The organism is Mycobacterium intermedium (genome assembly GCF_002086275.1).
Lineage (GTDB): Bacteria > Actinomycetota > Actinomycetes > Mycobacteriales > Mycobacteriaceae > Mycobacterium > Mycobacterium intermedium.
Genome location: NZ_MVHT01000062.1, coordinates 1 through 25747 on the forward strand (window position 1 = coordinate 1; position 25747 = coordinate 25747).

Annotated in this window: 27 protein-coding genes and 1 pseudogene; 24 read left to right on the forward strand and 4 right to left on the reverse strand. The window is 67.1% G+C overall.

All coding sequences use genetic code 11. The annotated features are described in order from the left end of the window. A pseudogene (locus BST27_RS33200) lies at positions 1 to 276 on the forward strand (hypothetical protein); the annotation flags it as partial. A 175-nt stretch (positions 277 to 451) separates the two neighbouring features. Here BST27_RS33200 and BST27_RS20090 read toward each other — a convergent pair. Continuing rightward, a complete protein-coding gene (locus tag BST27_RS20090; protein WP_069418568.1) occupies positions 452 to 1513 on the reverse strand; it encodes a hypothetical protein in 1062 nt (353 codons plus the stop codon). Positions 1514 to 1659: 146 nt separating this feature from the next. Between BST27_RS20090 and BST27_RS20095 the strand changes: the two genes are divergently transcribed. Further along, a complete protein-coding gene (locus BST27_RS20095) occupies positions 1660 to 3024 on the forward strand; it encodes a replication-associated recombination protein A (RefSeq protein ID WP_079219582.1) in 1365 nt (454 codons plus the stop codon). Further along, positions 3021 to 3356 carry a YciI family protein gene (locus tag BST27_RS20100; RefSeq protein ID WP_069418567.1) on the forward strand — a complete coding sequence of 112 codons (336 nt, stop codon included), beginning with the start codon at positions 3021 to 3023 and terminating at the stop codon, positions 3354 to 3356. The genes BST27_RS20095 and BST27_RS20100 overlap by 4 nt, the downstream gene beginning before the upstream one ends. A gap of 221 nt (positions 3357 to 3577) precedes the next feature. Here the strand turns inward: BST27_RS20100 and BST27_RS20105 are convergent, their stop codons facing one another. Beyond that, entirely contained in the window at positions 3578 to 4201 is a 624-nt protein-coding gene (locus tag BST27_RS20105) for a hypothetical protein (protein ID WP_069418566.1), read from the reverse strand. 157 nt (positions 4202 to 4358) lie between these two features. Between BST27_RS20105 and BST27_RS20110 the strand changes: the two genes are divergently transcribed. From BST27_RS20110 to aroQ, 10 genes are all read left to right on the forward strand, one after another. Beyond that, positions 4359 to 4760 carry a secondary thiamine-phosphate synthase enzyme YjbQ gene (locus BST27_RS20110; protein WP_069418565.1) on the forward strand — a complete coding sequence of 134 codons (402 nt, stop codon included), beginning with the start codon at positions 4359 to 4361 and terminating at the stop codon, positions 4758 to 4760. An 82-nt stretch (positions 4761 to 4842) separates the two neighbouring features. After that, entirely contained in the window at positions 4843 to 7548 is a 2706-nt protein-coding gene (alaS, locus tag BST27_RS20115; RefSeq protein WP_069418564.1) for an alanine--tRNA ligase, read from the forward strand. Continuing rightward, positions 7549 to 8079, forward strand: coding sequence for a Holliday junction resolvase RuvX (gene ruvX, locus BST27_RS20120; protein WP_069418563.1), 531 nt, complete (start codon positions 7549 to 7551; stop codon positions 8077 to 8079). After that, positions 8072 to 9316 (forward strand): endolytic transglycosylase MltG, encoded by a 1245-nt coding sequence (locus BST27_RS20125; protein WP_069418562.1) that lies wholly within the window; start codon positions 8072 to 8074, stop codon positions 9314 to 9316. The genes ruvX and BST27_RS20125 overlap by 8 nt, the downstream gene beginning before the upstream one ends. After that, positions 9294 to 10133 (forward strand): shikimate dehydrogenase, encoded by an 840-nt coding sequence (locus tag BST27_RS20130; RefSeq protein WP_069418561.1) that lies wholly within the window; start codon positions 9294 to 9296, stop codon positions 10131 to 10133. Before BST27_RS20125 ends, BST27_RS20130 begins: the two co-directional genes overlap by 23 nt. A 10-nt stretch (positions 10134 to 10143) precedes the next feature. Then, positions 10144 to 10566 carry a prepilin peptidase gene (locus tag BST27_RS20135; protein ID WP_069418560.1) on the forward strand — a complete coding sequence of 141 codons (423 nt, stop codon included), beginning with the start codon at positions 10144 to 10146 and terminating at the stop codon, positions 10564 to 10566. 98 nt (positions 10567 to 10664) lie between these two features. Next, on the forward strand, positions 10665 to 11879 hold the full coding sequence (aroC, locus tag BST27_RS20140) for a chorismate synthase (RefSeq protein WP_069418608.1): 1215 nt from the start codon (positions 10665 to 10667) through the stop codon (positions 11877 to 11879). 7 nt (positions 11880 to 11886) lie between these two features. Next, positions 11887 to 12438 carry a shikimate kinase gene (locus BST27_RS20145; protein ID WP_069418559.1) on the forward strand — a complete coding sequence of 184 codons (552 nt, stop codon included), beginning with the start codon at positions 11887 to 11889 and terminating at the stop codon, positions 12436 to 12438. Further along, positions 12435 to 13523: a 3-dehydroquinate synthase gene (aroB, locus tag BST27_RS20150; RefSeq protein WP_069418558.1), complete on the forward strand. Its 1089-nt coding sequence runs from the start codon at positions 12435 to 12437 to the stop codon at positions 13521 to 13523. The genes BST27_RS20145 and aroB overlap by 4 nt, the downstream gene beginning before the upstream one ends. Next, on the forward strand, positions 13520 to 13969 hold the full coding sequence (aroQ, locus tag BST27_RS20155; protein WP_069418557.1) for a type II 3-dehydroquinate dehydratase: 450 nt from the start codon (positions 13520 to 13522) through the stop codon (positions 13967 to 13969). The genes aroB and aroQ overlap by 4 nt, the downstream gene beginning before the upstream one ends. A gap of 2 nt (positions 13970 to 13971) precedes the next feature. On the opposite strand, the gene BST27_RS20160 is transcribed toward aroQ, so the two are convergent. Further along, entirely contained in the window at positions 13972 to 14709 is a 738-nt protein-coding gene (locus tag BST27_RS20160; RefSeq protein ID WP_069418556.1) for a B-4DMT family transporter, read from the reverse strand. 32 nt (positions 14710 to 14741) lie between these two features. Here BST27_RS20160 and BST27_RS20165 point away from each other — a divergent pair, with 32 nt between their 5' ends. From BST27_RS20165 to BST27_RS20210, 10 genes are all read left to right on the forward strand, one after another. After that, a complete protein-coding gene (locus BST27_RS20165) occupies positions 14742 to 15869 on the forward strand; it encodes an aminopeptidase P family protein (protein ID WP_069418555.1) in 1128 nt (375 codons plus the stop codon). A gap of 436 nt (positions 15870 to 16305) precedes the next feature. After that, the gene (gene efp / locus BST27_RS20170) at positions 16306 to 16869 is read left to right on the forward strand and encodes an elongation factor P (RefSeq protein ID WP_069418607.1); all 564 of its coding nucleotides are present in this window, start codon (positions 16306 to 16308) and stop codon (positions 16867 to 16869) included. Positions 16870 to 16871: 2 nt separating this feature from the next. Continuing rightward, the gene (nusB, locus tag BST27_RS20175; RefSeq protein WP_069418554.1) at positions 16872 to 17366 is read left to right on the forward strand and encodes a transcription antitermination factor NusB; all 495 of its coding nucleotides are present in this window, start codon (positions 16872 to 16874) and stop codon (positions 17364 to 17366) included. Then, positions 17363 to 17800, forward strand: coding sequence for an antitermination protein NusB (locus BST27_RS20180; protein ID WP_069418553.1), 438 nt, complete (start codon positions 17363 to 17365; stop codon positions 17798 to 17800). The genes nusB and BST27_RS20180 overlap by 4 nt, the downstream gene beginning before the upstream one ends. Before the next feature lie 141 nt (positions 17801 to 17941). Next, complete coding sequence (locus BST27_RS20185; RefSeq protein ID WP_069418552.1) at positions 17942 to 18487, forward strand: Rv1733c family protein; 546 nt, start codon at positions 17942 to 17944, stop codon at positions 18485 to 18487. Continuing rightward, entirely contained in the window at positions 18484 to 19749 is a 1266-nt protein-coding gene (locus BST27_RS20190) for an NAD(P)/FAD-dependent oxidoreductase (RefSeq protein WP_069418551.1), read from the forward strand. Before BST27_RS20185 ends, BST27_RS20190 begins: the two co-directional genes overlap by 4 nt. 52 nt (positions 19750 to 19801) lie before the next feature. Further along, complete coding sequence (locus BST27_RS20195) at positions 19802 to 20125, forward strand: GreA/GreB family elongation factor (protein ID WP_079219581.1); 324 nt, start codon at positions 19802 to 19804, stop codon at positions 20123 to 20125. A gap of 50 nt (positions 20126 to 20175) precedes the next feature. Then, positions 20176 to 20490, forward strand: coding sequence for a DUF6636 domain-containing protein (locus BST27_RS20200; protein ID WP_069418549.1), 315 nt, complete (start codon positions 20176 to 20178; stop codon positions 20488 to 20490). Between the two features lie 44 nt (positions 20491 to 20534). Next, positions 20535 to 23360, forward strand: coding sequence for an aminotransferase class I/II-fold pyridoxal phosphate-dependent enzyme (locus tag BST27_RS20205; RefSeq protein WP_079219580.1), 2826 nt, complete (start codon positions 20535 to 20537; stop codon positions 23358 to 23360). Positions 23361 to 23435: 75 nt separating this feature from the next. Further along, positions 23436 to 23627: a ferredoxin gene (locus tag BST27_RS20210; protein WP_069418548.1), complete on the forward strand. Its 192-nt coding sequence runs from the start codon at positions 23436 to 23438 to the stop codon at positions 23625 to 23627. On the opposite strand, the gene BST27_RS20215 is transcribed toward BST27_RS20210, so the two are convergent. Then, positions 23624 to 24304, reverse strand: a complete 681-nt coding sequence (locus BST27_RS20215; RefSeq protein WP_197518083.1) for a response regulator transcription factor — start codon at positions 24302 to 24304, stop codon at positions 23624 to 23626. The two genes, BST27_RS20210 and BST27_RS20215, sit on opposite strands and share 4 nt — an antisense overlap. Positions 24305 to 24339: 35 nt before the next feature. Between BST27_RS20215 and BST27_RS20220 the strand changes: the two genes are divergently transcribed. Continuing rightward, a complete protein-coding gene (locus tag BST27_RS20220; protein ID WP_232007234.1) occupies positions 24340 to 25638 on the forward strand; it encodes a sensor histidine kinase in 1299 nt (432 codons plus the stop codon). The last annotated feature ends 109 nt before the right edge of the window (positions 25639 to 25747 follow it).

Genomic DNA, 25747 nt, shown 5'->3' on the forward strand with positions numbered 1-25747 from the left:
GGCCAGCCGCCAGCGGGCGCGCCGGGAGGTTACTCGGCTCCCGGCTACAGCGCGCCCCCGCCGCCTCCCCCCGGATACGGTTACGGCGCGCCGGGTTTGGGCGGCGCACCCGGCGGAGGATACGGCCCTAACTTCAACGTCGGAGACGCCTTCAGTTGGGCCTGGAACAAGTTCACCCAGCACTGGGCGGCGGGGGAGGCGGATAGCCGGGAGCACTGTGCCTTCCGCCGCTCTCCGGGTCGGGTGTACCTGAATAATCTGGTGGCTGGCTCATAGCCGTCCTTATTCGGTTTCGTAGCGCACGCGGAACTAAGCAACCCGGAACTTAGCAAATTCGCATCCGGAAAGCGCGTATTGGCGTCGCCAAATTCGAGCCGGATGTGTTGTCCGAAAGTCTGTTTGACCTGCCCGGCGAAGCAAGTCGACCGTCCCGGCCTAACGGCCGCAGCGGTCAACCCTGGTAGGGCTGCTGCGGGGGGTACTGCTGTGGCGGGTACTGCTGCGGAGGCTGGTACGGCTGCGGCGGCCCCGACACAGGCGCCGGAACAACGTTGCCGCCAGAGAGGCGCCGGTAGGTGTAGGTCATGATCAGCAGCGACACCGGAATGGAGATGAGGCCGCCGACGCAGACCGCGTTGCCCACAATTCCGACCGCCACGACCACCAAGTAGGCCAGCAGGGCACTGCCGAGATTCCGATTGATCGTGCTGAAGCTGGCCTTCAACGCGTCAACGGGCGCCAAGGATCGATCGACGACGAACGGGATGGTGAACAACGAGAAGAAAAGGAAAATGATGCCGGGGAGAACGCACAGCGCGTAGCCGACAGAGGTGCCGATGGAAACCAGGAGTGCGGCAACGATCACCGAGCCCAAATTGCGCGGAGGCTGGAGGAACGAACTGATGCTCACCGGTTGCCCGTCGGCGAGGGCAAGGGCTCCGGAGACGAACGCGGCCTGTATATAGAAAAACGCCAAGAAGAAGAAGAAGCCGAAGAGCGCCCACGTAAACAGGAAACCGAATCCGAAAAGCGTAGAAGCGCCGCCAGATTCGTCGACTGAGGAGCCGCCGGCCACAACCGCGAACAAGACCATGTACAGCACGATGCTGATGACTGCCATCGCCGCCCCATAAATGAGCATCGGAACGATGAGGGCCAGCGCGTTCTTGGTGAATGTGTTCCACGCCCAGTTGAATGCCTCACCCACACTGAACGGGCTCCCGCCGGGCGCTTGGGCATAGCTCGCGGGCGGTTGGCCGTAGCTGGGGGGTGGCGGAGGTTGGCTGTAGCCGGGGGCCGCGTAACCGCCGGGGGCGTCACCTGGCGGTTGGCTCGAAGACTGGCCAGGAGGCGGACCGTAGCCGGGCGGCGGTGGTGGCGGGGCGCCGTAACCGGGCGGAGGCGGGGGAGGAGCACCGTAACCCTGAGGTGAGGGCGGCGGCGGATAGCCGGGAGCGCTGTGCCTTCCGCTCTGAGGATCGGGGTTGCCTGGATATTCTGGTGGCTGGCTCATAGCCGTCCTTAGTCGCTCGGTAGAGCATGCGGAACCTAGCAACCGGAACTTAGCAAATGAGCGCCCAAAAAGCGCGCATTGCAGGCCATTACTTGTGCCGAACTCCGCTAGATCCCCGCCGGCCGCAGCTGTCGGACTCGCGTGGTATGCCTGATGTCGTGTCCGACGGTCTGTTTGACCTACCCGGCGAATCGAATATGACCGACCCCGGCCTTGGCGCACCGTTGGCTGCGACCGCCGGGTCTCCGCTGGCGGTGCGCATGCGTCCGGCGTCGTTGGACGAAGTGGTGGGACAAGATCACCTGCTCGCGCCCGGCTCGCCGATGCGCCGGCTGGTCGAGGGATCGGGCGTGGCGTCGGTCATCCTCTACGGCCCGCCGGGCAGCGGCAAAACAACTCTGGCGTCCTTGATCTCGCAGGCGACCGGACGCCGGTTCGAGGCGCTGTCGGCGTTGTCCGCGGGGGTGAAGGACGTACGCACGGTAATCGACAAGGCCCGTACCGGAGTGATTCACGGCGAGCAGACCGTGTTGTTCATCGACGAGGTGCACCGCTTCTCCAAGACCCAGCAGGACGCCCTGTTGTCAGCCGTGGAAAACCGGGTGGTCCTGTTGGTCGCGGCCACCACCGAAAACCCCTCGTTTTCGGTGGTCGCGCCGCTGCTGTCGCGGTCGCTGATCCTGCAGCTGCGCCCCCTCACCGCCGACGACATCCGCACGGTGGTGCAACGCGCGATTGACGACCCGCGGGGGCTGGCCGGGCGAGTCCAGGTCACGCCCGAGGCCGTCGATCTACTGGTACAACTGGCCGCCGGGGACGCCCGCCGCGCGTTGACGGCACTGGAGGTCGCGGCCGAGGCGACCGAGCACGTCAGCGTCGAGACCATCGAGCAGTCGCTGGACAGGGCCGCGGTCCGCTATGACCGCGACGGCGACCAGCACTACGACGTCATCAGCGCGTTCATCAAATCGGTGCGCGGTTCCGACGTCGACGCCGCGCTGCACTATCTGGCCCGCATGCTGGTCGCGGGGGAAGATCCCCGGTTCATCGCCCGCCGGTTGATGATCCTGGCCAGCGAGGACATCGGCATGGCGGACCCGACCGCGCTGCCGTTGGCGGTCGCCGCGGCCCAGACGGTGCAGCTGATCGGCCTGCCCGAGGCTCAGCTGACCTTGGCGCACGCGACCGTCCACCTGGCCACCGCCCCGAAGTCCAATGCGGTGACCACGGCGCTGGGCGCCGCCATGAACGACATCAAGGCCGGCAAGGCCGGTCTGGTGCCCGCACACCTTCGGGATGGGCACTATTCGGGGGCCGCCGGGTTGGGTAACGCCCAGGGTTACAAGTACGCCCACGACTACCCCGATGGCGTTGTCGCGCAACAGTATCCACCGGATGAGCTGGTGGGTGTGGATTACTACCGCCCCGCCGGCCGCGGGGTGGAACGAGAGATCGGCGGCCGGCTCGATCGGCTGCGGGCCATCATTCGAAGCAAGCGAGGGCGGGCATGAAAACCTTCACCGACGAAGAAATGCGTCAACTGCTGCCCACCGCGAAGCCCTACACCGTCGCCATCCTCAAGCAGGGGCCGAGGTTCGGTGAGGCCGAAGCGCCCGCGCTCATCTGGGAACACGGGCGAAGAAACTTCGCGCTGCGCGACGACGGCGTCCTTACGGTGGTGCTGCCGACCACCGATGGGTCGAAGGTCTGTGGCATCGGGGTATTCGCCGAGTCGGTCGAGCGCACCATCGCGATCATGGACGACGACCCCGGGGTGGCGGCCGGGATCTTCACCTACGAGGTGCACCCTTGCATCGGCTTCCCCGGGGACGCGCTGCGCTAAGCCGCGCCGAACGTCACGCTGGCGCGGCTCTCGACGGTCAACGTCGCGCTGGCGTGACGCTCGACGACGCTAGCCCGGCGACGCTAGCCCGGCGACGCTAGCCCGGCGACGCCCTCCAGCTGCGCCGAACGTCACGCTGGCGCGGCTCTCGACGGTCAACGTCGCGCTGGCGTGACGCTCGACGACGCCGACGACCGGCCGCGCCGACGCCCGAGCCGGGCTCAGACCAGCTCGGGCACCCGCAAGCGGGCGATCGCCAATTCGAACTCCATCACGTCGATGACCTCAGCACCCAGATCCCGGACCCGCCGGCTGCGCAGTTCGGTCGCCTCGTCGCGGTTACGGGCCATGGCGTCGAGGCTGTCGAACGTCGAGCAGGAGACCGCGCGCCGGGTGGACGGGTGGTCGACCATCATGCTGGCGCTGCAGAACCCCTCGAGGCGCTCCAGCTCGGGCAGCACGCAAGTGCGGTAGAAGTCCAGGGAGCGTCCCAGCTGATCCGGCACCACCTTCAACCAGGTGGCTCGCACGCAGGCGCCCTCGTGCGACGGATGGTCGCGGTGCATGAGGGCGATCTCCCATTCCTCGACCCGGGAGCTGCCGTCGAACATCAGTCCCATGCGGTCGCGGATGGGGGCGACGTGCTCGGCGCTGGCCCGCATCGATTCCAGGGACTCCCATGCGCTGGTGGCTATGCAGACGCCTGACTGCCGGTCGACCAGGAGCGACAGCCCGACGCAGCCGTCGAGCTCTTGCAGGGACGGCATCACGACATTTCGAACATGCGCAATTCCGATGTCGACTGACGAGGGTTGCGCCTGGATGGTGGTTGAGCGCGCGTACACGATCGGCCCCTCCTTGCAGGGAAGTCGGGGCGGCGCCCCGGTGGCGCCACCGGTCCCACCAAATACCTTCCTCTTACCGCTGCGCCGTGGCAATGATGCTTGGGGGTTCTTGTATTGGATTGGCAGGCCGATAAGCCCCCACCGTAGGCTTGATCAGGTGCAGACCGATGTTCTGGATGTGGACACGTCGCGGCGCCGCATCGTCGATCTGACCGACGCGGTCCGCGGGTTCTGCTTTTCCCTTGGCGACGGGCTGTGCAACGTCTTCATCCCGCACGCCACGGCGGGCGTGGCGATCATCGAGACCGGCGCCGGTTCCGACGACGATTTGGTCGACACGCTGGAAAGACTGCTGCCCCGCGACGACCGCTACCGTCATTCGCACGGGTCGAAGGGGCACGGCGCCGACCATGTGCTGCCGGCGCTGGTCGCGCCGTCGGTGACCGTGCCGGTGACGGCGGGCGAGCTGATGCTGGGTACCTGGCAAAGCATCGTCCTGGTCGATCTCAACCGGGATAACCCCCGGCGCTCCGTACGACTTAGCTTTATGGCGGGCTAGAAAATACGCCGTTAGACAAACCTCTGATACTGCGGCTAATAGGCTGGCAGTCGACCCCGTATCGAATTAAAGGAAGCGAACAGTGCAGACACACGAGATCAGGAAGCGGTTCCTTGATCATTTCGTGAAGGCGGGTCACACCGAGGTGCCCAGCGCCTCGGTCATCCTGGACGACCCGAACCTGTTGTTCGTCAATGCGGGGATGGTTCAGTTCGTGCCGTTCTTTCTGGGGCAACGCACACCGCCGTACACGAGGGCAACCAGCATCCAGAAGTGCATCCGCACCCCGGACATCGACGAGGTGGGCATCACCACCCGGCACAACACGTTCTTCCAGATGGCCGGGAACTTTTCGTTCGGCGACTATTTCAAGCGCGGAGCCATCGAGCTGGCCTGGGACCTGCTGACCAACCCTGTCTCCGAGGGTGGCTACGGCCTGGACCCGAACAGGCTGTGGGCCACGGTCTACCTCGACGACGACGAGGCCGCGGGGTTGTGGCAGGAGATCGCCGAGCTGCCCCCCGAGCGGATCCAGCGCCGCGGCATGGCCGACAACTACTGGTCGATGGGCATCCCCGGACCCTGTGGTCCGTCATCGGAGATCTACTACGACCGGGGGCCCGAGTTCGGCCCCGAGGGCGGACCGATCGTCAACGAGGACCGCTACCTCGAGGTCTGGAACCTGGTGTTCATGCAGAACGAGCGGGGCGAGGGGACCAACAAAGAGGACTACGAGATCCTGGGTCCGCTGCCGCGCAAGAACATCGACACCGGGATGGGTGTCGAGCGCATCGCCCTGGTGCTGCAAGACGTACACAATGTCTACGAGACCGACCTGCTGCGCCCGGTGATCGACCTGGTGGCCGAGCGTGCGCCCCGACCCTATGACGTGGGAAACCACGCCGACGACGTGCGGTACCGCATCATCGCCGACCACACCCGCACCGCCGCGATCCTGATCGGCGATGGCGTCAGCCCCGGCAACGACGGCCGCGGCTACGTGCTGCGCCGGTTGCTGCGCCGGGTCATTCGATCCGCCAAGCTGCTGGGCATCGAAGATCCGGTCGTCGGTGACCTGATGGCCACCGTCCGCGACTCGATGGGGCCGTCCTATCCCGAGCTGGTCACCGACTTCGAGCGGATCAACCGCATCGCGGTCGCCGAGGAAACGGCGTTCAACCGGACTCTGGCGTCCGGCTCCAAGCTGTTCGAGGACGTCGCCAAAGCAACGAAATCCGCTGGCACAAAAGTCGTTTCGGGCTCGGATGCGTTCACGTTGCACGACACCTACGGCTTCCCGATCGAGCTCACCCTCGAGATGGCGAACGAGGCCGGCCTGACCGTTGACGAGGCCGGCTTCCGCGAGCTGATGGCCGAGCAGCGGCAGCGCGCGAAGGCGGACGCCGCCGCGCGCAAGCACGCGCATGCCGACCTGACCGCCTACCGCGAGTTGGTCGACGCCGGCCCCACCGAGTTCACCGGGTTCGACGAATTGACGTCCCAGGCAAAGATTCTGGGCATCTTCGTCGACGGCCAGCGGGTTCCGGTGGTGGCGCACACCGATGCCGTCGCGGCCGACCGGGTGGAGCTCATCCTGGACCGCACGCCGCTGTACGCCGAGTCGGGCGGGCAGATCGCCGACGCGGGAACCATCACCGGTACCGGCGCGAGCGCCAGCGCCAAGGCCGCCGTCACCGACGTGCAGAAGATCGCCAAAACCGTTCACGTGCACCGGGTCAACGTGGAATCGGGCGAGTTCGTCGAGGGCGACACCGTCGTCGCCGCGGTGGACCCGGGCTGGCGCAAGGGTGCGACCCAAGGTCACTCGGGCACCCACATGGTGCACGCCGCGCTGCGCCAGGTGTTGGGACCCAATGCCGTGCAGGCCGGATCGCTGAACCGGCCGGGCTATCTGCGGTTCGACTTCAACTGGCAGGGACCGCTGACCGAAGAGCAGCGCATCCAGATCGAAGAAGTCACCAACGAGGCTGTGCAGGCCGACTTCGAGGTGCACACTTTCACCGAGCAGCTCGACAAAGCCAAGGCGATGGGAGCGATGGCCTTGTTCGGCGAGTCCTACCCGGACCAGGTGCGGGTGGTGGAGATCGGCGGACCGTTCTCGCTGGAGCTGTGCGGTGGCACGCACGTGCACAACTCGGCGCAGATCGGTCCCGTCACCATCCTGGGCGAGTCGTCGATCGGCTCTGGTGTGCGCCGGGTCGAGGCCTACGTCGGACTGGATTCCTTCCGTCACCTGGCCAAGGAGCGCGCCCTGATGGCCGGGCTCGCGTCGACGCTGAAGGTGCCGTCCGAAGAGGTACCCGGCCGGGTGGCCAATCTGGTGGAACGCCTCAAGGCCGCCGAGAAGGAACTCGAGCGCATGCGCCAGGCCAATGCCCGGGCTGCGGCCGCCAACGCTGCCGCCGGCGCCGAGCGCATCGGTAACGTGCGTCTGGTGGCGCAACGGATGTCAGCCGGGATGACCGCCGCCGACTTGCGCTCCCTGGTGGGCGACATCCGCGGCAAGCTCGGCAGCGATCCCGCGGTGGTCGCGTTGATCGCCGAGGGGGAGAACCAGAGCGTGCCGTACGCCGTTGGCGCCAATCCCGCCGCCCAGGACCTCGGGCTCAACGCCAACGAGCTGGTCCAGCAGCTGGCCATGGCGGTGGAAGGTCGCGGCGGCGGCAAGGCTGATCTGGCGCAGGGCTCGGGCAAGAATCCGGCCGGCATCGACGCCGCACTCGATGCGGTCCGTGCCAAGGTCACGGCGATAGCGCGGGTTGGTTGAGTGATCGAATCAGCGCATCGCTCGCCCCATCGGCCGGGCGACACAGACCAGACGCCCGACCCGGCGCCGGGGAGGGGTCGTCGGCTAGGGATCGACGTGGGCAAAGTGCGCATCGGCGTGGCGGCCAGCGACCCCGACGGCATCCTCGCCACGCCGGTAGAAACGGTGCGTCGCGACCGGTCCGGCAAGCATGTGCGCCGGCTGGCCACGCTGGTCTCGCAGTTCGAGGCGGTGGAAGTCATCGTCGGGTTGCCCCGCACCCTGGCCGACCGGATCGGCCCGGCGGCGCAGGACGCCACCGAGGTGGCGGAGGCGCTGGGCCAGCGCATCGCGCCGATTCCCGTGCGGCTCTTCGACGAGCGCCTGACCACCGTCACCGCCCAGCGGTCGCTGCGCGACGCCGGCGTCCGCGCCAGGGACCAGCGCGCGGTCATCGACCAGGCCGCCGCAGTGGCAATCCTGCAGGGGTGGCTGGACCAACGTCGGAGCATGGCCGCCGCAGCGGAGACGGGCGAGGCCGCCGATGATTGACGAGGGCGTACCAGAGCGCGCGCAACCGACCGCGGTCGGATCGGCGCGACATCGGAGATCGCGCGCCGACCACAAACACGCAAAGAAGATCCGACGCCGCCGACGCCTTGCGGGGGCATTCGCGCTCGGGCTGCTGGTGGTGATCGTGGTGGCGGCCGTGGGCCTGGGTTCCAAGCTGTGGCATATCCTCTCGGGTTCCAGCGGGGATTACACCGGCGGCGGCAAGCAGGACATCGTCATCCAGATCCAGTCCGGTGATTCGACCACCGACGTGGGCGAGACGTTGCACAAGCACAACGTGGTGCGCACGGTTCGGGCATTTGTCGATGCCGCGCACGGCAACGCGGCGATTTCGTCGATCCAGCCGGGGTTCTACCGAATGCGCACCGAGATTCCGGCGGCCACCGCGGTCGCACGCCTGGCCGACCCCAGCAACCGGGTCGGGAAACTGGTCATCCCCGAGGGGCGTCAGCTCGACGACACCACCGACATGAAGACCAACGTGGTGACGCCCGGGATACTCAGCTTGATCTCCCGCGCCACCTGCGTGGATCTTGACGGTGACAAGCACTGTGTTTCGGTAGCCGAGCTGCGCAAGGCGGCCAGCAAGAGCACCCCGACCATGCTGACGGTGCCGCTCTGGGCCGTTCAGCCGGTCAACGAACTGGGTGGCGACCACCGCCGCATCGAGGGCCTCATCGCGCCGGGAACCTTCAACATCAATCCGGCCGACTCGGCCGAAACCATACTCGCGACGCTGATCAGCGCGGGGACCATGGAGTACACGAAAGCCGGGCTGGAGGACACCGCCAGATCCTTGGGACTCTCGCCTTACGACATCCTCGTGGTGGCCTCGCTGGTGCAGCAGGAATCCAAGGTGCAGGACTTCCCGAAGGTCGCCCAGGTGATCTACAACCGACTGCACGAGCACCGCAAACTTGAGTTCGACTCGACCGTGAACTATCCGCTGGACCGCCGCGAAGTAGCCACCACCGACGCCGACCGCGCCATCCGAAACTCCTGGAACACCTACATGGCCGAGGGTTTGCCGGCGACCGCCATCTGTTCGCCCAGCGTCGACGCCGTGATCGCCGCCGCGCACCCGGCACCGGGCGACTGGCTCTACTTCGTCACCATCGACTCCCAGGGAACAACGCTGTTCACGCGCGACTACCAGCAGCATTTGGCGAATATCGAACTGGCCAAGCACAACGGTGTCCTCGACAGCGCGCGCTAGGCGCAGGGCGGCGGTACTGGGCAAGCCGATCGCGCATTCTCGCTCTCCGCAGCTGCATCTGGCCGCCTACCGGGCGCTGGGCCTGAACGACTGGACCTACGAGCGCATCGAGTGCGACGCCGAGCAGCTACCGGGCTTGGTCGGCGGGTTCGGACCGGAGTGGGTCGGCGTCTCGGTGACCATGCCGGGCAAGTTCGCCGCCCTGCGGTTCGCCGATGAACGCACCGCCCGGGCCGAACTGGTCGGGTCCGCCAACACGCTGGTGCACGCGACGACGGGCTGGCGGGCCGACAACACCGACGTCGACGGCGTCGCGGGCGCCCTTGGACAAGCGCTTGGCCAGGCGGCCGGCCACGCCCTGGTGTGCGGGTCGGGCGGGACTGCACCGGCCGCCGTGGTGGGGCTGGCAGACCTCGGCGTCACCGGCATCACGATCGTCGCGCGTGATCGCGACAAGGCAGCACGACTTCTGGACCTCGGAGAGCGGGTCGGCGTGACGACCCGGTTCTGCGCCTTGAACGACCCCGCCGACCGGGCCCTGGCCGACGAGGTGGCTGGCGCTCAGGTGTTGGTCAGCACCATCCCGGCCGACGTGGCCGAGCGCTACGCCGCGACTTTCGCGCCGATCCCGGTGCTGTTGGATGCCATCTACAACCCGTGGCCAACGCCGCTGGCCGCCGCGGTGTCCGCTGCGGGCGGCCAGGTGATCAGCGGCCTGCAGATGCTGTTACACCAGGCGTTCGCCCAGGTCGAGCAATTCACCGGCCTGCCCGCCCCGCGCGAAGCGATGACTTGCGCATTGCAAGCAGCGTTATAACGTCCCCCGGGTGCTGATCCCGGGGGCGGTTGCGGTGCTGGCCTGGTTGGTGGCGTTGAGCCGCTACGACCTGTCGCAGCGTCGGCTGCCCAACCGGCTCACGCTCTCCGGAGCTGTGGCGATCCTGCTGGCGGCCATGGTTTGTGGCCGCGGGCCGCGGGCGCTCGCCGGCGCAGCCGCCTTGACAGCGGTGTATCTGCTGGTTCACCTGGTGGCTCCGCACGCCATGGGCGCCGGGGACGTCAAGCTGGCGATCGGTGTCGGCGGCCTCACCGGGAGTTTCGGGCCGGACGTGTGGTTCCTGGCGGCCATCGGCGCGCCCCTGTTGACGGCGTTGGTGGGCGCGGCCGCGGCGACGCGGGGTGTGCAGGCGGTACCGCACGGCCCGTCGATGTGCCTGGCAACGGTAGCCGCCATCCTGCTTTGCGGTTGATTCTGCGTACATGGCGGCCTTTACTCGAACTTCTCCGCCATGGACGCAGGATCAACGGCCTGAACGTGTCACAACGGCGCCCATGGGAAGATGGTGCGGTGTTGCGCTGGATTACTGCCGGGGAGTCTCATGGCCGCGCGTTGGTGGCCGTAGTCGAAGGCATGGTCGCCGGCGTCCAAATCACCTCGACCGACATCGCCGACCAGCTGGCCCGCCGCCGGCTGGGTTACGGCCGCGGCGCGCGCATGAAATTCGAGCGTGACGCGGTGACCATGCTGGCCGGCGTGCGCCACGGCAGCACCCTGGGTGGGCCGATCGCCATCGAGATCGGAAACACCGAATGGCCCAAGTGGGAAACCGTGATGGCCGCCGACCCGGTCGACCCGGCCGAGCTGGAAAACAGCGCCCGCAACGAACCGCTGACGCGGCCGCGACCCGGCCATGCCGACTATGCGGGCATGCTCAAGTACGGCTTCGACGACGCCCGCCCGGTGTTGGAGCGGGCCAGTGCGCGGGAGACGGCTGCCCGGGTGGCGGCCGGAACGGTGGCGCGAGCCTTCCTGCGGCAAGCACTGGGCGTCGAGGTGCTGTCCCACGTCATCTCCATCGGCGCGTCGGAACCTTACGTCGGCCCGCCGCCTCGGGCCGAAGACCTGCCCGCCATCGACGCCAGCCCGGTGCGTGCGTTCGACAAGGCCGCAGAGCAGAGCATGATCACCGAGGTCGAGGCGGCCAAGAAGGACGGCGACACCCTGGGCGGCATCGTGGAAGTGGTGGCGTTGGGCCTGCCGGTCGGCCTGGGTTCATTCACCAGCGGCGACAACAAGTTGGACAGCCAGCTGGCCGCGGCGGTGATGGGCATCCAGGCGATCAAGGGCGTCGAGATCGGGGACGGTTTCGAGACTGCGCGCCGGCGGGGCAGCCGCGCCCACGACGAGATGTACCCGGGTCCCGACGGCATCGTCCGCTCCACCAACCGGGCCGGCGGCATCGAAGGCGGCATGACCAACGGCCAGCCGCTGCGGGTGCGGGCCGCCATGAAACCGATCTCCACCGTGCCGCGAGCACTGGCCACCGTCGACATGGCGACCGGTGACGAGGCCGTCGCCATCCATCAGCGGTCGGATGTCTGCGCCGTCCCGGCCGCCGGGGTCGTGGTGGAGACCATGGTTGCGCTGGTATTGGCGCGTGCGGCGCTGGAGAAGTTCGGCGGCGATTCGCTGGCTGAAACCCGCCGCAACATCGATGCGTATCAGCGCACGGTTGCCGAGCGGGAAGCGCCGGCCACCCGAGCCCGGGTCTCGCAAGGGTAGAAGCGGTATGGCACCCATAGCGGTACTCGTCGGACTGCCGGGTTCCGGCAAGTCCACCATCGGGCGGCGACTGGCCAAGGCGCTCGGGGTTTCCCTGCTGGACAGTGATGTGGCCATCGAGCAGCAGACCGGGCGCACCATCGCCGAGATCTTCGAAACCGACGGCGAGCAGGAGTTCCGCCGCATCGAGCAGGATGTGGTGCGGGCGGCGTTGGAGAGCCACGACGGTGTGCTCTCCCTCGGCGGTGGTGCCGTCACCAGTCCCGCCGTTTGCGAAGCGCTGGCCGGTCACACCGTCGTCTACTTGGAGATCAGCGCCGCGGAGGGGGTACGACGCACCGGCGGCAGCACCGTTCGCCCGTTGCTGGCCGGCCCGGACCGCGACGAGAAATACCGCGCCCTGATGGCGGCACGCATTCCGCTGTATCGGCGCGTCGCGACCATCCGGGTTGACACCACCCGACGCAATCCCGGGGCGGTGGTTCGCTACATCGTGTCGCGTCTGCCAACTTCGACGGAAACAGCTGCAACTCCCAGCCCCAGTGAGGCCACCACATGAGCGCCAGCGCCGAACCGGTTACCGTGCGGGTGGCCGTCGATCCGCCGTATCCGGTGGTGATCGGCACCGGCCTGCTCAACGAGCTGGACGAATTGCTTTCCGGTCGGCACCGGGTCGCCATCCTGCATCAACCCGTGCTGGCCCAGACGGCGGAGGCAATCCGCAGCCACCTGGCGGACAAGGGCATCGACGCGCACCGCATCGAAATCCCCGACGCCGAAGCCGGCAAAGAACTGCCGGTCGTGGGTTTCATCTGGGAAGTGTTGGGCCGCATCGGGATCGGCCGCAAGGACGCCCTGGTCAGCCTGGGCGGCGGGGCAGCCACCGACGTCGCCGGCTTCGCGGCGGCGACCTGGTTGCGCGGCGTCTCGATCGTGCACATTCCCACCACGCTGCTGGGCATGGTCGATGCGGCCGTCGGCGGCAAGACCGGCATCAACACCGACGCGGGCAAGAATCTGGTCGGCGCGTTTCATCAACCGCTCGCCGTACTTGCCGACCTGGCCACGCTGGAAACCCTGCCGCACAACGAAATCGCGTGTGGGATGGCCGAAGTGGTCAAGGCTGGTTTCATCGCCGACCCGGTGATCCTGGACCTCATCGAGGCCGACCCGCAGGCCGCGATGGATCCGAAGGGCGACGTGCTGCCCGAGCTGATCTGGCGTTCCGTTGCCGTCAAAGCCGAGGTCGTCGCCGCCGACGAGAAGGAATCCGAGCTCCGCGAAATCCTCAACTACGGCCATACCTTGGGCCACGCGATCGAGCGCCGGGAGCGCTACCAGTGGCGGCACGGCGCCGCGGTGTCGGTGGGCCTGGTGTTTGCCGCCGAGCTGGCCAGGCTCACCGGACGTCTCGACGACGACACCGCCGTTCGCCATCGCACGATCCTGTCTTCGCTCGGGCTGCCGGTCAGCTACGACCCCGACGCGCTGCCGCAATTGCTGGAGTTCATGGCCGGCGACAAGAAAACTCGAGCGGGTGTGCTGCGGTTCGTGGTTCTGGACGGGTTGGCCAAGCCGGGCCGAATGGTGGGACCCGATCCGGGTTTGTTGGTGACGGCCTACGCGGGAATTTGCGCCCCATGACTCGCGAGGCGAACGTGCGCGTCAACGTCATCAACGGCCCCAACCTGGGCCGACTGGGCCGACGCGAGCCTGCCGTCTACGGCAGCACGACCCACGACGAGCTGGCGGCCCTCATCGAACGGGAGGCCGCCGCGCTGGGCCTCGACGCCGTCGTGCGGCAGAGCGATAGCGAGGCGGAACTGTTGGACTGGATTCACCAGGCCGCCGACGCGGGGGAGCCGGTAATCCTCAACGCCGGTGGCCTGACGCACACCTCGGTGGCGCTGCGTGACGCGTGCGCCGAGCTGGCCGCGCCCCTGATCGAAGTGCACATCTCCAATGTGCATGCGCGTGAAGAATTCCGGCGCCATTCCTACCTGAGCCCCATCGCGACGGGTGTGATCGTGGGGCTGGGAATTCAGGGCTATCTGCTCGCCCTGCGCTACCTGGCTGAAGTCGAGCGCTAGCCCTACTTCTTGTCGTCCGGCCGGTCGGTGCGGATGACCTCGGTCGGCGTGTCGTCCTTGTCGGTCTGGAGCTGGTCGGTGCGCGCCTCGTCGGTGCGGATGACCTGGGTCTTGTCGTCGTCGCCGGTGGGAAAGACCTCGGTGCGCTCGTCGCGTTCGACGGTCGCCACTGGCGAGGTCCGCTGCTCGGTCTGGGCGTCGCCCCCCTGCCGGGGAATCTCGCCGGTTGGGCTGTCGTCGTCGCGGACGGCCGAAAAGACGTCGCCGTCGCCCCGCTCCCTGGCCGGGTCGTGGGATCCGTCGTGCTTCGGTGGCGGGGGAGCGCTGCGGTCCACCAGCCAGCGGCCGACGCTGACGCCGATGATGGCCACCACGAAGATCAGCAGCGCGGTGAAGGCGGCGAATGTCGTCACCTCGCTGAGCAGGCCCCCGGTGTAGATGCCTTTGTAGAACAGGCTGATGAGCCAGGCCACGAAGCCGCTGACAACGCCGGCGAACAAACCGCTCAGCAGCCAAACCATCGCCAGGTCCTCGCGGCGGTCGGGGTCGGGATTGGCCTTTGCGTCGGCCTTACCGTCGCGCACCCCCCATGCCACCACGACGACGATGTAGATGAGCAGCAGCACCAGGCTGATCAGGCCAGACTGCGACTGCCAAGCATTGATCAACGCCCCCTGAAACAGGCGAAGAACGACCATCGCGGCGGCAAACACCAATCCACGCAGGATCCAGGGTCTCATGGGGCCTCAGCTTAGCGATATCGTCAAGGGTCGTGACACATTCCCAGCGTCGACACAACCTCAAAGTCAATATTGCCGCCGCCGGACTCGATGCGATGCTGGTCACAGACCTGATAAATGTCCGGTATCTATCCGGATTCAGTGGGTCTAACGGCGCGTTGCTGGTGTTCGCCGACGATCGTGAGGCGGTCTTGGCGACCGACGGCCGATATCGGACTCAGGCCGCCCAACAAGCGCCCGACCTCGAGGTCGCGATTGAACGGGCGGTGGGCCGCTACCTGGCCGGCCGGGCCGCGACGGACGGGGTGCAGAAGCTGGGGTTTGAAAGCCACGTCGTCACGGTGGACGCACTCGACGCGTTGCAGGCCGCCGTGGAGGACGGACAGACCGAGTTGGTGCGGGCGTCGGGCACGGTGGAGACGCTGCGTGAGATCAAGGACGACGGTGAGTTGGCCTTGTTGCGGCTGGCGTGTGAGGCGGCCGACGCCGCCCTGAAGGATTTGGTGGAGCGGGGCGGGCTGCGCCCGGGTCGAACCGAGCGGCAGGTCAGCCGTGACCTAGAGGCCCTGATGCTTGACCACGGCGCCGACGGAATCTCGTTCGAGACCATCGTCGCCGCCGGCGCGAACTCGGCGATTCCGCACCACCGGCCCACCGACGCGGTGTTGGCCGCGGGCGACTTCGTCAAGATCGACTTCGGCGCCCTGGTGGCCGGATATCACTCGGACATGACTCGAACTTTCGTGCTGGAACGCGCCGACGACTGGCAGCTGGAGATCTATGCGCTGGTCGCGGAGGCGCAAAAGGCAGGTCGGGAGGCCTTGCGGCCGGGCGCTGACCTGCGTGAGGTGGACGCCGCGGCGCGCCGGCTGATCGCCGACGCGGGTTACGGCGACAACTTCGGTCACGGCCTCGGACACGGCGTGGGCCTGCAGATACACGAAGCACCGGGCATCGGGGCGACGTCCGCGGGCACGTTGCTCGCGGGTTCGGTCGTGACCGTCGAGCCGGGCGTTTATCTGCCCGGCCGCGGCGGTGTTCGCATCGAGGACACTTTGGCGGTGCCCGTCGAGTCACCGTGGGCGGCGTCGTCGCACGCCGCGGTGCACCCCCCGGAATTGCTGACCCGTTTCCCCAAAGAGCTGGCCATATTGACCTAGCCTTCGCGGGCGCTGCGCTTTTCTGCGCCGAGATGGCCGTGAGGGCTGTGTGCTGGCCGCGAACCGCGACCGTGGCGGCAATCTCGTCGGGTTGGTCGCGCCTCGACCCCGCTACGTGTCCCTTTGCGCCGCTGAGTCGCGCCGAGATGGCCGTGAGGGCTGTGTGCTGGCCGCGAACCGCGACCGTGGCGGCAATCTCGTCGGGTTGATCGTGCCTCGACCCCGCTACGTGTCCCTTTGCGCCGCTTAGTCGCGCCGCGTTGCTTGGTGGCGCTGCCCCTGCGGGCGGGTAAACTACACCGAGTGCCCGCCGCCTGTGTACCAACGCAGGGACAGGCCGACCTCCTTGTAGGCAGGAATTCGAACTAAGGTCGGGCGGCGGCAAGAATCAACCGTGCTGGGCAACTGGCCATTTTTTGTAGGAGATTTGCGGATCGTGGCGACCACTGCTGACTTCAAGAACGGACTTGTCCTGGTGATCGACGGGCAGCTGTGGACCATCACCGAGTTCCAGCACGTCAAGCCCGGTAAAGGGCCGGCGTTCGTGCGCACCAAGCTGAAGAACGTGCTTTCGGGCAAGGTCGTCGACAAGACCTACAACGCCGGGGTGAAGGTGGACACCGCGACCGTTGACCGCCGCGACACCACCTACCTGTACCGCGACGGCTCGGACTTCGTGTTCATGGACAGCGAGGACTACGAGCAGCACCACCTCCCGGAGTCCCTGGTGGGCGATGCGGCGAAGTTCCTGCTGGAGGGGCTGCCGGTGCAGGTGGCGTTCCACGACGGCGCGCCGCTGTACATCGAGCTGCCGGTGACGGTCGAGCTCGAGGTCACCCACACCGAGCCGGGTCTGCAGGGCGACCGGTCCAGCGCGGGCACCAAGCCCGCCACCCTGGAGACGGGTGCGCAGATCCAGGTGCCGTTGTTCATCAACACCGGCGACAAGTTGAAGGTGGACTCGCGCGACGGCAGCTATCTGGGCAGGGTCAACGCCTGACGATGGCCGACAGTAAGCCCGCGCGTCCCGTTCGGGGGCGTCATCAGGCGCGAAAGCGGGCCGTCGACCTGCTGTTCGAGGCCGAGGCGCGCGGCATGACTCCGGGTGAAATGGTCGACGCGCGCACGGCGCTGGCCGAAGCCAACCCCGACGTTGCGCCGCTGCATCCGTATACGGCCGAGGTGGTTCGTGGCGTTGGCCGGCACGCTGCCCACATCGACGAGCTGATCACCTCGCACCTGCAGGCCTGGACACTGGACCGGTTGCCCGCGGTGGACCGCGCCATCCTGCGCGTCGCGGTGTGGGAGCTGCTGCACGCCGGGGACGTACCGGAACCGGTCGCCGTCGACGAGGCTGTCGAGCTGGCCAAGGCGTTGTCCACCGACGAATCGCCCGGCTTCGTCAACGGAGTGCTGGGCCAGATCATGCTGGTGACGCCACAGATCCGCGCGGCTGCGCAAGCGGTGCAAGGGACTGTTGGGAGGGATGTTTCGTGACCAGGCTTGAATTGCGTGTGGTGGCCGCCGCCTGGCTGGCGGCCGCGGTTGTCATCGGCGCGGTGGTCTGCGCCGCGTATGACTGGTCGATCGTGTCGTCGGTGCTGGCCATCTTCGCGCTCGGGGTCGGCGCCTGGCTGTACCACTCGATCGAACGCCTCATCCTGGCGCGGCGCATCAGTACCGTTCGGCAGGCAGCGAAACCGCTGCAGCCGCTGGTGCCGGTGATGGGCGCCATCATCGGCCTGATGCAAGCCGTGGTCCGGTCGCTGGGCGACGTCAGCGAACTGCCGGGACGCAACTGGGAGTTTCCCCAGCTTCCCCTGCTGCGGTGGGTGGAGAACCCGCTGGGTATTCGGGGAAATCGGCAGCAGATCATCGAGGGCGACCAGCAGTCGGACGCCGAGTCTGACGCCGGAAAGCTCGCTTCGTAGCCGCCCTGTAGGAACTCGACAACGCGCGACGGGCGCGTTGTCCACCTGCGGCAATGCCCGCACTCCCCTTGCGGGACACCATGGTGTTGTCAGCAAAAAACACCTCGGGTGGCCCCCGATGGGTGGCCACCATCGATAGGAATGATCGAGATGGTTACCCTGCGTCCCGATCGTGAGCGGCCCGCCCGCCGCGTCCAGAGCAACGACGGCTTCCGCGTACTTCTTGTCCTGTGGGCCACGGTCGTCGTGCTCGTCGGCGTGCCCCTGGCCTTCGCGGTGGGCGGCGGCGTGCACGAGTCGCGCAGTCGCGTCTACACGGAGCAAGAGCAGAACCGTCAGCTGGTCACCGCCGTCGTCACCAGCGACAAGGTCCAACCGCAGGCGTCGTCCGACCCCGAACTGGTGAGCGTGCCCGCCAGATGGTTTGCCGGTGGAACCGAACACGCCGGTCTGATTTCGGCCCCTCGTGGCGTGAAAACCGGTGACTCCGTTGACATCTGGGTAGACGCGGACGGTTACCACCTCGGCGAGCCGGCTCGCACGGCGCTCGACGAGGCGGTCGCCGTTGGGCTGTCGACGTGGTTGAGCGTGGCCGCCGTGGGTGCGGTCCTGATGGCAGCTGGTTGGGCGGTCGTGGAACGGATCCGCGAAACCCGGCGGTCAGAACTCGCAGGAGGTTATCGATGACCGGCGTTGAACGGATGGACGGTCAACCCCGTTCGGTGATCGTCGTTGGTGCGGGCATCGTCGGATTGTCCACCGCATGGTTCCTGCAGGAGCGCGGGGTCGATGTCACGGTGGTAGACCGCGGCGGCGCTGGCGCCGGGGCGTCCGGCTGTAACGCGGGGTGGATCGCCCCCGGCTTGGTCCTTCCACTGAACTCTCCGCGCGTGCTGCGTTATGGATTGCGTTGCCTGTTCGACTCGAGCGCCCCACTGCATGTCGCCCTGGCAACGGCTCCTCGATCGGGGCGTTTCCTGACGCAGTTCGCGGGCAACTCCCGGCGGGCGCCGTGGCAGCGGGCCCTGACTGCCAACGTCAGGCTGAACGAGGACTGCCTCGAAGCTTTCGATGTGCTGGTCAACAACGGGGTGGAAGTGCCGGTCAGCCATGCGCCCATCACCGCCGTCTTCGAGTCCAGCGCCGAGGCGCAGCGCCTGTCACGAGAGCTCGATGAGCTCGAAAAGGTCGGGCAGGCAATGTATGTCACCGCGTTGTCGGGTGCGGCTCTGCGGGAACAGGTTCCGTTGGCCGCGCCGACGGCCACGGCCGGGCTGGTGATCAACGGGCAGCGCTTCGTGGACCCGGGCCGATTTGTGGCGGCGCTGGGGCGTGCGGTGATCGACCGCGGCGCGACCCTGCGCCAGCTTGAGGTCGACGCGGTCGTCAGTGCGGGCCACGGCGTTGCGGTCCGCCCGCGTCGCAGCGAGGTGCTCATCGCCGACGCCGCGGTGATCGCGACCGGCGCGGAGCTGCCCCGCTTGGCCAGCCGTTGGCTGCGGGTACCGGTGGGGGCGGGGCGTGGGTATTCCTTCACCGTGCCGGTGGAGCGCCCGATGCCGGGACCCATCTACCTGCCCGAGGCGAGGGTGGCGTGCACGCCGTACCGGGGCGCGTTGCGTGTTTCGGGCACCATGGATTTCTGCGATCCGCGCCAACCGGTTGCGCCGGAGCGGGTGGCGGCCATCGTGGCTTCGGCGAGTCGCCTGCTCGAAGGCGTGCGCTGGGACGATCGCAGCGATGTGTGGTTCGGTGCACGGCCGGTGACCCCCGACGGGCGTCCACTTATCGGCCAGGTGGCACCGCAACTGTATGTGGCCGGCGGACATGGCATGTGGGGCCTGACCCAGGGGCCGGTGACGGGTCGGTTGTTGGCCGAGCAGATCACCACCGGCAAGCAACCGCAATACCTGCGCGAATTCGACCCGCTGCGTAAGACGGGCCACTGACGGCCCGCATCTGACCGACAGCGGGCAATATGGAATTAGGAGCGTTTATCTCATGACCGCTGCAGCACCATTCCCCATGACAAGACCGGGCGAGCACGCCGCAGGACCGGGCATGGTGGTCACGATCCGCTACAACGCAACGGGCGAAACCGAAACGTTCGTGCTCGGCAGGCGTGAAGGCGAGGGCGCCAGCATGGAGGTCTACTCGATGGCCTCGCCGCTCGGTCGCGCTGTCGTCGGCGCTCTGCCCGGCGAACAACGCCTCTATGCGATTCCGGACGAGAGGCCGCAGCTGGTGACCGTGGTCAGGGTGGTGCCGTACGGACCGCGCGTCCGCCGGGTCGCCCGCCGGCGCTTCCCACGCGGCAGGAAGTGAACTAGCAAAACCATCGCGCTTTGCGCCGGAGCGCGACACAATGACTGCTGATGAAAGTCAACGCAAGCTGGGCAGTCGTCGCGCTGGCTACTGTCATTGGCGAGCACACCTATTCGGTGCCGCCCCGCCCGACGTCGTGTATGGGCGCCTGGGGCAGCCGAATCAGCTTGCACCAGGGCGCCGCGCCCGAGTTGGCTTGTCACAGCGACACGCTGCTCGGCCCCGGGTTACCGGTGCTGCAGTACGGTCAGAGCCGGTCGGTCGGCTCCCTTACCTGCCAGAGTCAAGAAGCCGGCGTCACCTGCACGGACAACCGTTCCGGCCACTGTTTCCGTTTAGCCCGCGACAATTACGAGTTGCACTGACCGCGCGAGAAACCCAGACAACAGGCCCACGGAAGAGGCAAGACATGACACTAGGCAGCGCCCGCCCGCGACGACTGCGGGTATCCGCGTTGGCCGCGGTGGCCAACCCGTCATACACCCGCGTCGACACGTGGAACATGCTCGACGACGCGTGCCGTCATCTGGCCGAGGTCGACCTCGCCGGGCTGGACAAGACGCACGACCTGGCCGTGGTGAAGCGATTGATGGACCGGATCGCGGCGTACGAACGGTATTGGCTGTATCCCGGTGCGGAAAACCTGGCGGCCTACCGGTCCCATCTGGAGAGCCTGTCCACCGTGCGCCTTACCGAAGAAGTGTCGCTTGCCACCCGGCTGTTGTCGGAATACGGCGACCGCACAGCGCTTTTCGACACCTCGGCGCCGCTGGCCGACCAGGAGTTGGTGGCCAAGGCCAAGCAGCAGCAGTTCTACACCGTCTTGCTCGCCGACGATTCCCCGCCCACCGCACCGGAAAGCCTGGTGGAGTGCCTGCGCGCGCTGCGCAATCCGGCCGACGATATCCAGTTCGAGATCCTGGTGGCTCCCAGCGTCGAGGACGCGATCACCGCGGTGGCATTGAACGGCGAGATTCAAGCCGCGATCATTCGCCATGACCTGCCGCTGCGTTCGCGTGATCGGGTGCCGCTGATGAACACATTGCTCGGCGCCAACGACGACACCGGGGTGTCCGACCGCACGCACGACTGGGTCGAATGCGGCGAGTGGATCAAGGAACTGCGTCCGCACATCGATCTCTACCTACTCACCGATGAGTCGATCGCCGCGGGCAGCGATGACGACACCGAAGTCTACGACCGCACCTTCTACCGGCTCAACGATGTCACCGATTTGTACAGCACGGTCATCGCGGGCCTCCGAAACCGTTTCTCCACCCCATTTTTCGACGCATTGCGCGCGTACGCCGCCGCGCCGGTCGGTCAGTTCCACGCGCTTCCCGTCGCCCGTGGTGCCAGCATCTTCAACTCAAAGTCGTTGCAAGACATGGGCGAGTTCTACGGCCGCAACATCTTCATGGCCGAAACGTCAAGCACCTCAGGCGGACTGGACTCGCTGCTCGACCCGCACGGCAACATCAAGAAGGCGATGGACAAGGCGGCGGTCACCTGGAACGCCAACCACACCTACTTCGTCACCAACGGAACCTCCACGGCGAACAAGATTGTCGTGCAGTCACTGACCCGTCCGGGCGACATCGTTCTCATCGACCGCAACTGCCACAAGTCGCATCACTACGGGTTGGTGCTTGCCGGCGCGTACCCGCGCTACCTGGAGTCCTATGCGTTGCCGGAATTCGCCATCTACGGCGCGGTGCCGCTGAGCACCATCAAGAAGGCGCTGTTGGACCTCGAGGCGGCCGGGCAGTTGGAAAAAGTGCGCATGCTGCTGCTCACCAACTGCATCTTCGACGGCGTCGTCTACAACCCGCGGCTGGTGATGGAAGAAGTGCTGGCGATCAAGCCGGACATCGTCTTCTTGTGGGACGAGGCCTGGTATGCGTTTGCCGCCGCGGTGCCGTGGGCCCGGCAGCGCACCGCCATGGTGGCGGCCGAACGCCTGGAGCAGATGCTGGCGTCGCCGGAATACGCTGAGGAATACCGCAAGTGGCGTGAGTCCATGGCGGGCGTACCGCGCTCGGAATGGGTTGATCGCCCGCTGCTTCCAGATCCCGCGCGCGCCCGAGTGCGGGTATACGCGACACACTCCACCCACAAATCGCTCTCGGCGTTCCGGCAGGCGTCGATGATCCACATCCGGGACCAGGACTTCAACGCGCGCGCCCGGGACGCCTTCGGCGAGGCATTCCTCACGCACACCTCCACGTCACCGAACCAGCAGCTGCTGGCTTCGCTGGACCTGGCCCGCCGCCAGGTCGACATCGAGGGATTCCAGCTGGTCCGGCAGACCTACGACATGGCGCTGGTGTTCCGTCACCGGGTCCGCAAAGACCGGTTGATCAGCAAGTGGTTCCGCATCCTCGACGAATCCGACCTGGTGCCCGAGGAATATCGGGCCTCACACGTCAGCTCGTACCGCGAGGTCCGGCAAGGTGCCCTGGACGAGTGGAACGAGGCGTGGCGATCCGATCAGTTCGTGCTGGACCCGACCCGGGTCACGCTGTTCCTCGGCAAGACCGGAATGAACGGCTATGACTTCCGCGAGAAGATCCTGATGGAGCGGTTCGGCATCCAAATCAACAAGACGTCGATCAACAGCGTGTTGCTGATTTTCACCATCGGTGTGACCTGGTCGAGCGTGCATCATTTGCTCGACGTGCTGCGCCGGGTCGCCAGCGACTTCGACCGGACCGAGAAGGCGGCCAGCGCCGCGGACTGGGCGCTGCACGAGCGCCGCGTCGAAGAGATCACCGAAGACCTTCCGCACCTACCGGACTTCAGCGAGTTCGACATCGCCTTCCGACCCGACGAGAACAGCGTGTTCGGCGACACCCGGACCGCGTTCTACGCCGGCTACGAGGAGAAGGACCGCGAGTACGTGCAGATCGGCACGGCCGGCCGGCGCCTGGCCGAGGGGAAGAAGCTGGTGTCCACGACCTTCGTGGTGCCCTACCCGCCGGGGTTCCCGGTGCTGGTCCCCGGCCAGTTGGTCTCCAAGGAGATCGTCTACTTCCTGGCTCAACTCGACGTCAAGGAAATCCACGGCTACAACCACGAACTCGGTCTGTCGGTGTTCACTCAGGAGGCGTTGGAGCGGATGGAGGCTCAGCGCAAGGCGGTGATGCGCGCCAAACTGCCCGGCAACGGCTCCGAGCCCTCGAGGGCGCCCGAAGCGCCGATCGTGGCGAATGAACACACCGTCCGCGTGAACTGACCACCTGGCACGGCAAGGCCAGCGTTGGCGCGCGCGGGCCGCCGTTGGGTCGACGAACGGCGCAATACTGCCGGTATGCACGTCACCCTCGACTACACCCTGTGCGAAGGCCACGGGCAATGCATCATGGCGGCTCCGGACGTCTTCGACCTGCCCGACGACAGCGAGCAGGCGGTGGTGCTGAATCCGGATCCGGCCGCGGACGAACAGGACGCCGTGGTTCGCGCCGCCGCGATGTGTCCCGCCCAGGCAATCCGGGTCAGCTAGTGCAGGCCGGTGTCCGCCGGGTCATCGAGCAACCCGCACTGTCCGGCGAGCGCCGCCGCGGCGATGCGGTTGCTGACGCCGAGTTTGTGCAGGAGCGAGGCCACCATGCGCTTGGCGGTCCGTTCGGACACCAGCATCCGCTTGGCGATGTCCACCGTTTCCATTCCGCCCGCCAGCAGCGCCCACAGGCGCAGATCCTGAGGATTGAGGCTTTCGACCAACGCGGCGGGCGGCTTGCGGGTGTTGCTCAGTAGCGCGTCGAGCACCGCGCCGTCCAGCACGCGCAACCCCTCGGCGATCGTGCACAGCGGGCTCGCCAGCGCCTCGGGACGCGCGGTCTTACGCAGAAACCCGTCGGCCCCCGCGCGCAGCGCCTCCTCGGCCAGCCCCAGGTCGTCGGTCCCGGAGAGTGCGAGGATGCGGGTCGACGGATGCCGCGCTCGGACGTGCCGGATCGCGGCGACACCGCCCAGCGGGGGCATGGCCAGGTCGATGATCGCCAGGTCGGCCCCCGTGTTCGCGACCAGGTCCGCAGCCTCTTCGACATACGTCGTCTGCCCGGCGACGGTGAACAAGTCGCTCCACTCGCTGCTGAGTAGCAGCGCCAGGCCCTGGGCGAAAAGCTCGTGATCATCCACGATCACCACGACATAGGGCTTTGGGGGCTTACGCGCCATTGCCGGATGCTAACGCCAACCCTATGGTCGGGCGGGTGAGACCGCTGGATCGGATCCGTTCGGCGCTGGGACCCGACGCCGATGATTACGGGCTGGCCGGCCTGGTCATCACGGCGCGGATCGGCGTGGTGACATCGATAGCGGTCTTGTTGGTCGTCGGTCCGCCCTGGGTGCGAGAACATGTCGTCGCCACCGCAGCCGTCCTGGTCGCCGCCATGCTCTATTCGGCCGCATTTCTGTTGAACCCCCGAGTGGAGGTGCGACGAACCCGCTACGGGTACTTGCTCACGGCCATTGACTCTGCGTTCACCTTGACGTTGACCGCTCTCACCGGGGGCGTGCACAGTCCCGTCGCGGTGGTCATGGTGCTGGTGGTGATCGCGTCCGCTGCGCGGTTGACGGTCGCAGGGACGCTGCTGATCACGGTGCTGCTCGGCGCTGCGTATGTCGTGTTGGCGTTGACCACCGGACCGGATGCGGTAGAAGGGCCTTCCCGCACCCTGCAGGGTGTGTGGTGGGCGGTGTACCTGTTGTTCATCGCGGTGCTGGGGGCGGGTTTGTCGGCGCTGGCCGAACGTGAACAGCGGTCGCGCCTGCGGGCCATCCTCGAGGCCGAGGCCGAACATGCGGCCGCGGAGGAGGAGCGTGACCTGCGGGCCAGGCTGTTGCGGTCCTACGAGGCGCAGCAGGATGGCCTGCAGGTCCTGCTTCACGAATTCCGCACCCCGGTGGCGTCATTAGAGGCGTTGGCGCGGGCCCTGAACGACGCGTCGAACAAGTTGTCGGAGCCTGATCGCGAAGCGGGCCTGCAGTTGGCCGAACGGCACGCCCGGCACCTGCACGACATGCTCGATGCGCTCGGTGACGTGGCGCTCAGTCGCCGGCCGACGTTCTCGTCCGGGCGGGTGCGCCGCGTCGATGTCGCGGAACTGATCACTGCCGCGGCCGACGCCGTGGGTCTGCAGCCGCCGCGACTGCGCCTGACCACCGGTGACCTGGACCCCGTTGCGGTGAATGCGCAAGGGCTGCAACGCATTCTGACCAACCTGCTGGAGAATGCGTCCCGGCACGGGCGGGGTGAACCGGTCGATGTGACGTGCGCACGAGACGGTGACGAGTTGCGAATCGCCATCTTGGACCGGGGCCCCGGCGTACCCGACGGCAGCCTCGGCGAGCTCACGGCAAAGTACGTCAGCGTCGGCGATCAACGCGGGACCGCGGGACTCGGCCTGTGGATCGTCCAGCAGATCGTGGAAACGATGGGCGGCCGGCTCACGTTCTCGGCGCGGGACGGCGGCGGGCTGGCCGCCACCGTCAGTGTCCCGACGAACTGATCGATTGGCCCGCACAGGCCACGGTTTGGCACTTGCGCCGGTGCTGCTTGCGTCACTAGCGGGCGAGCATGTGATGGAGGCCACGGTCGAAACCATCTGCCAGCGGCCG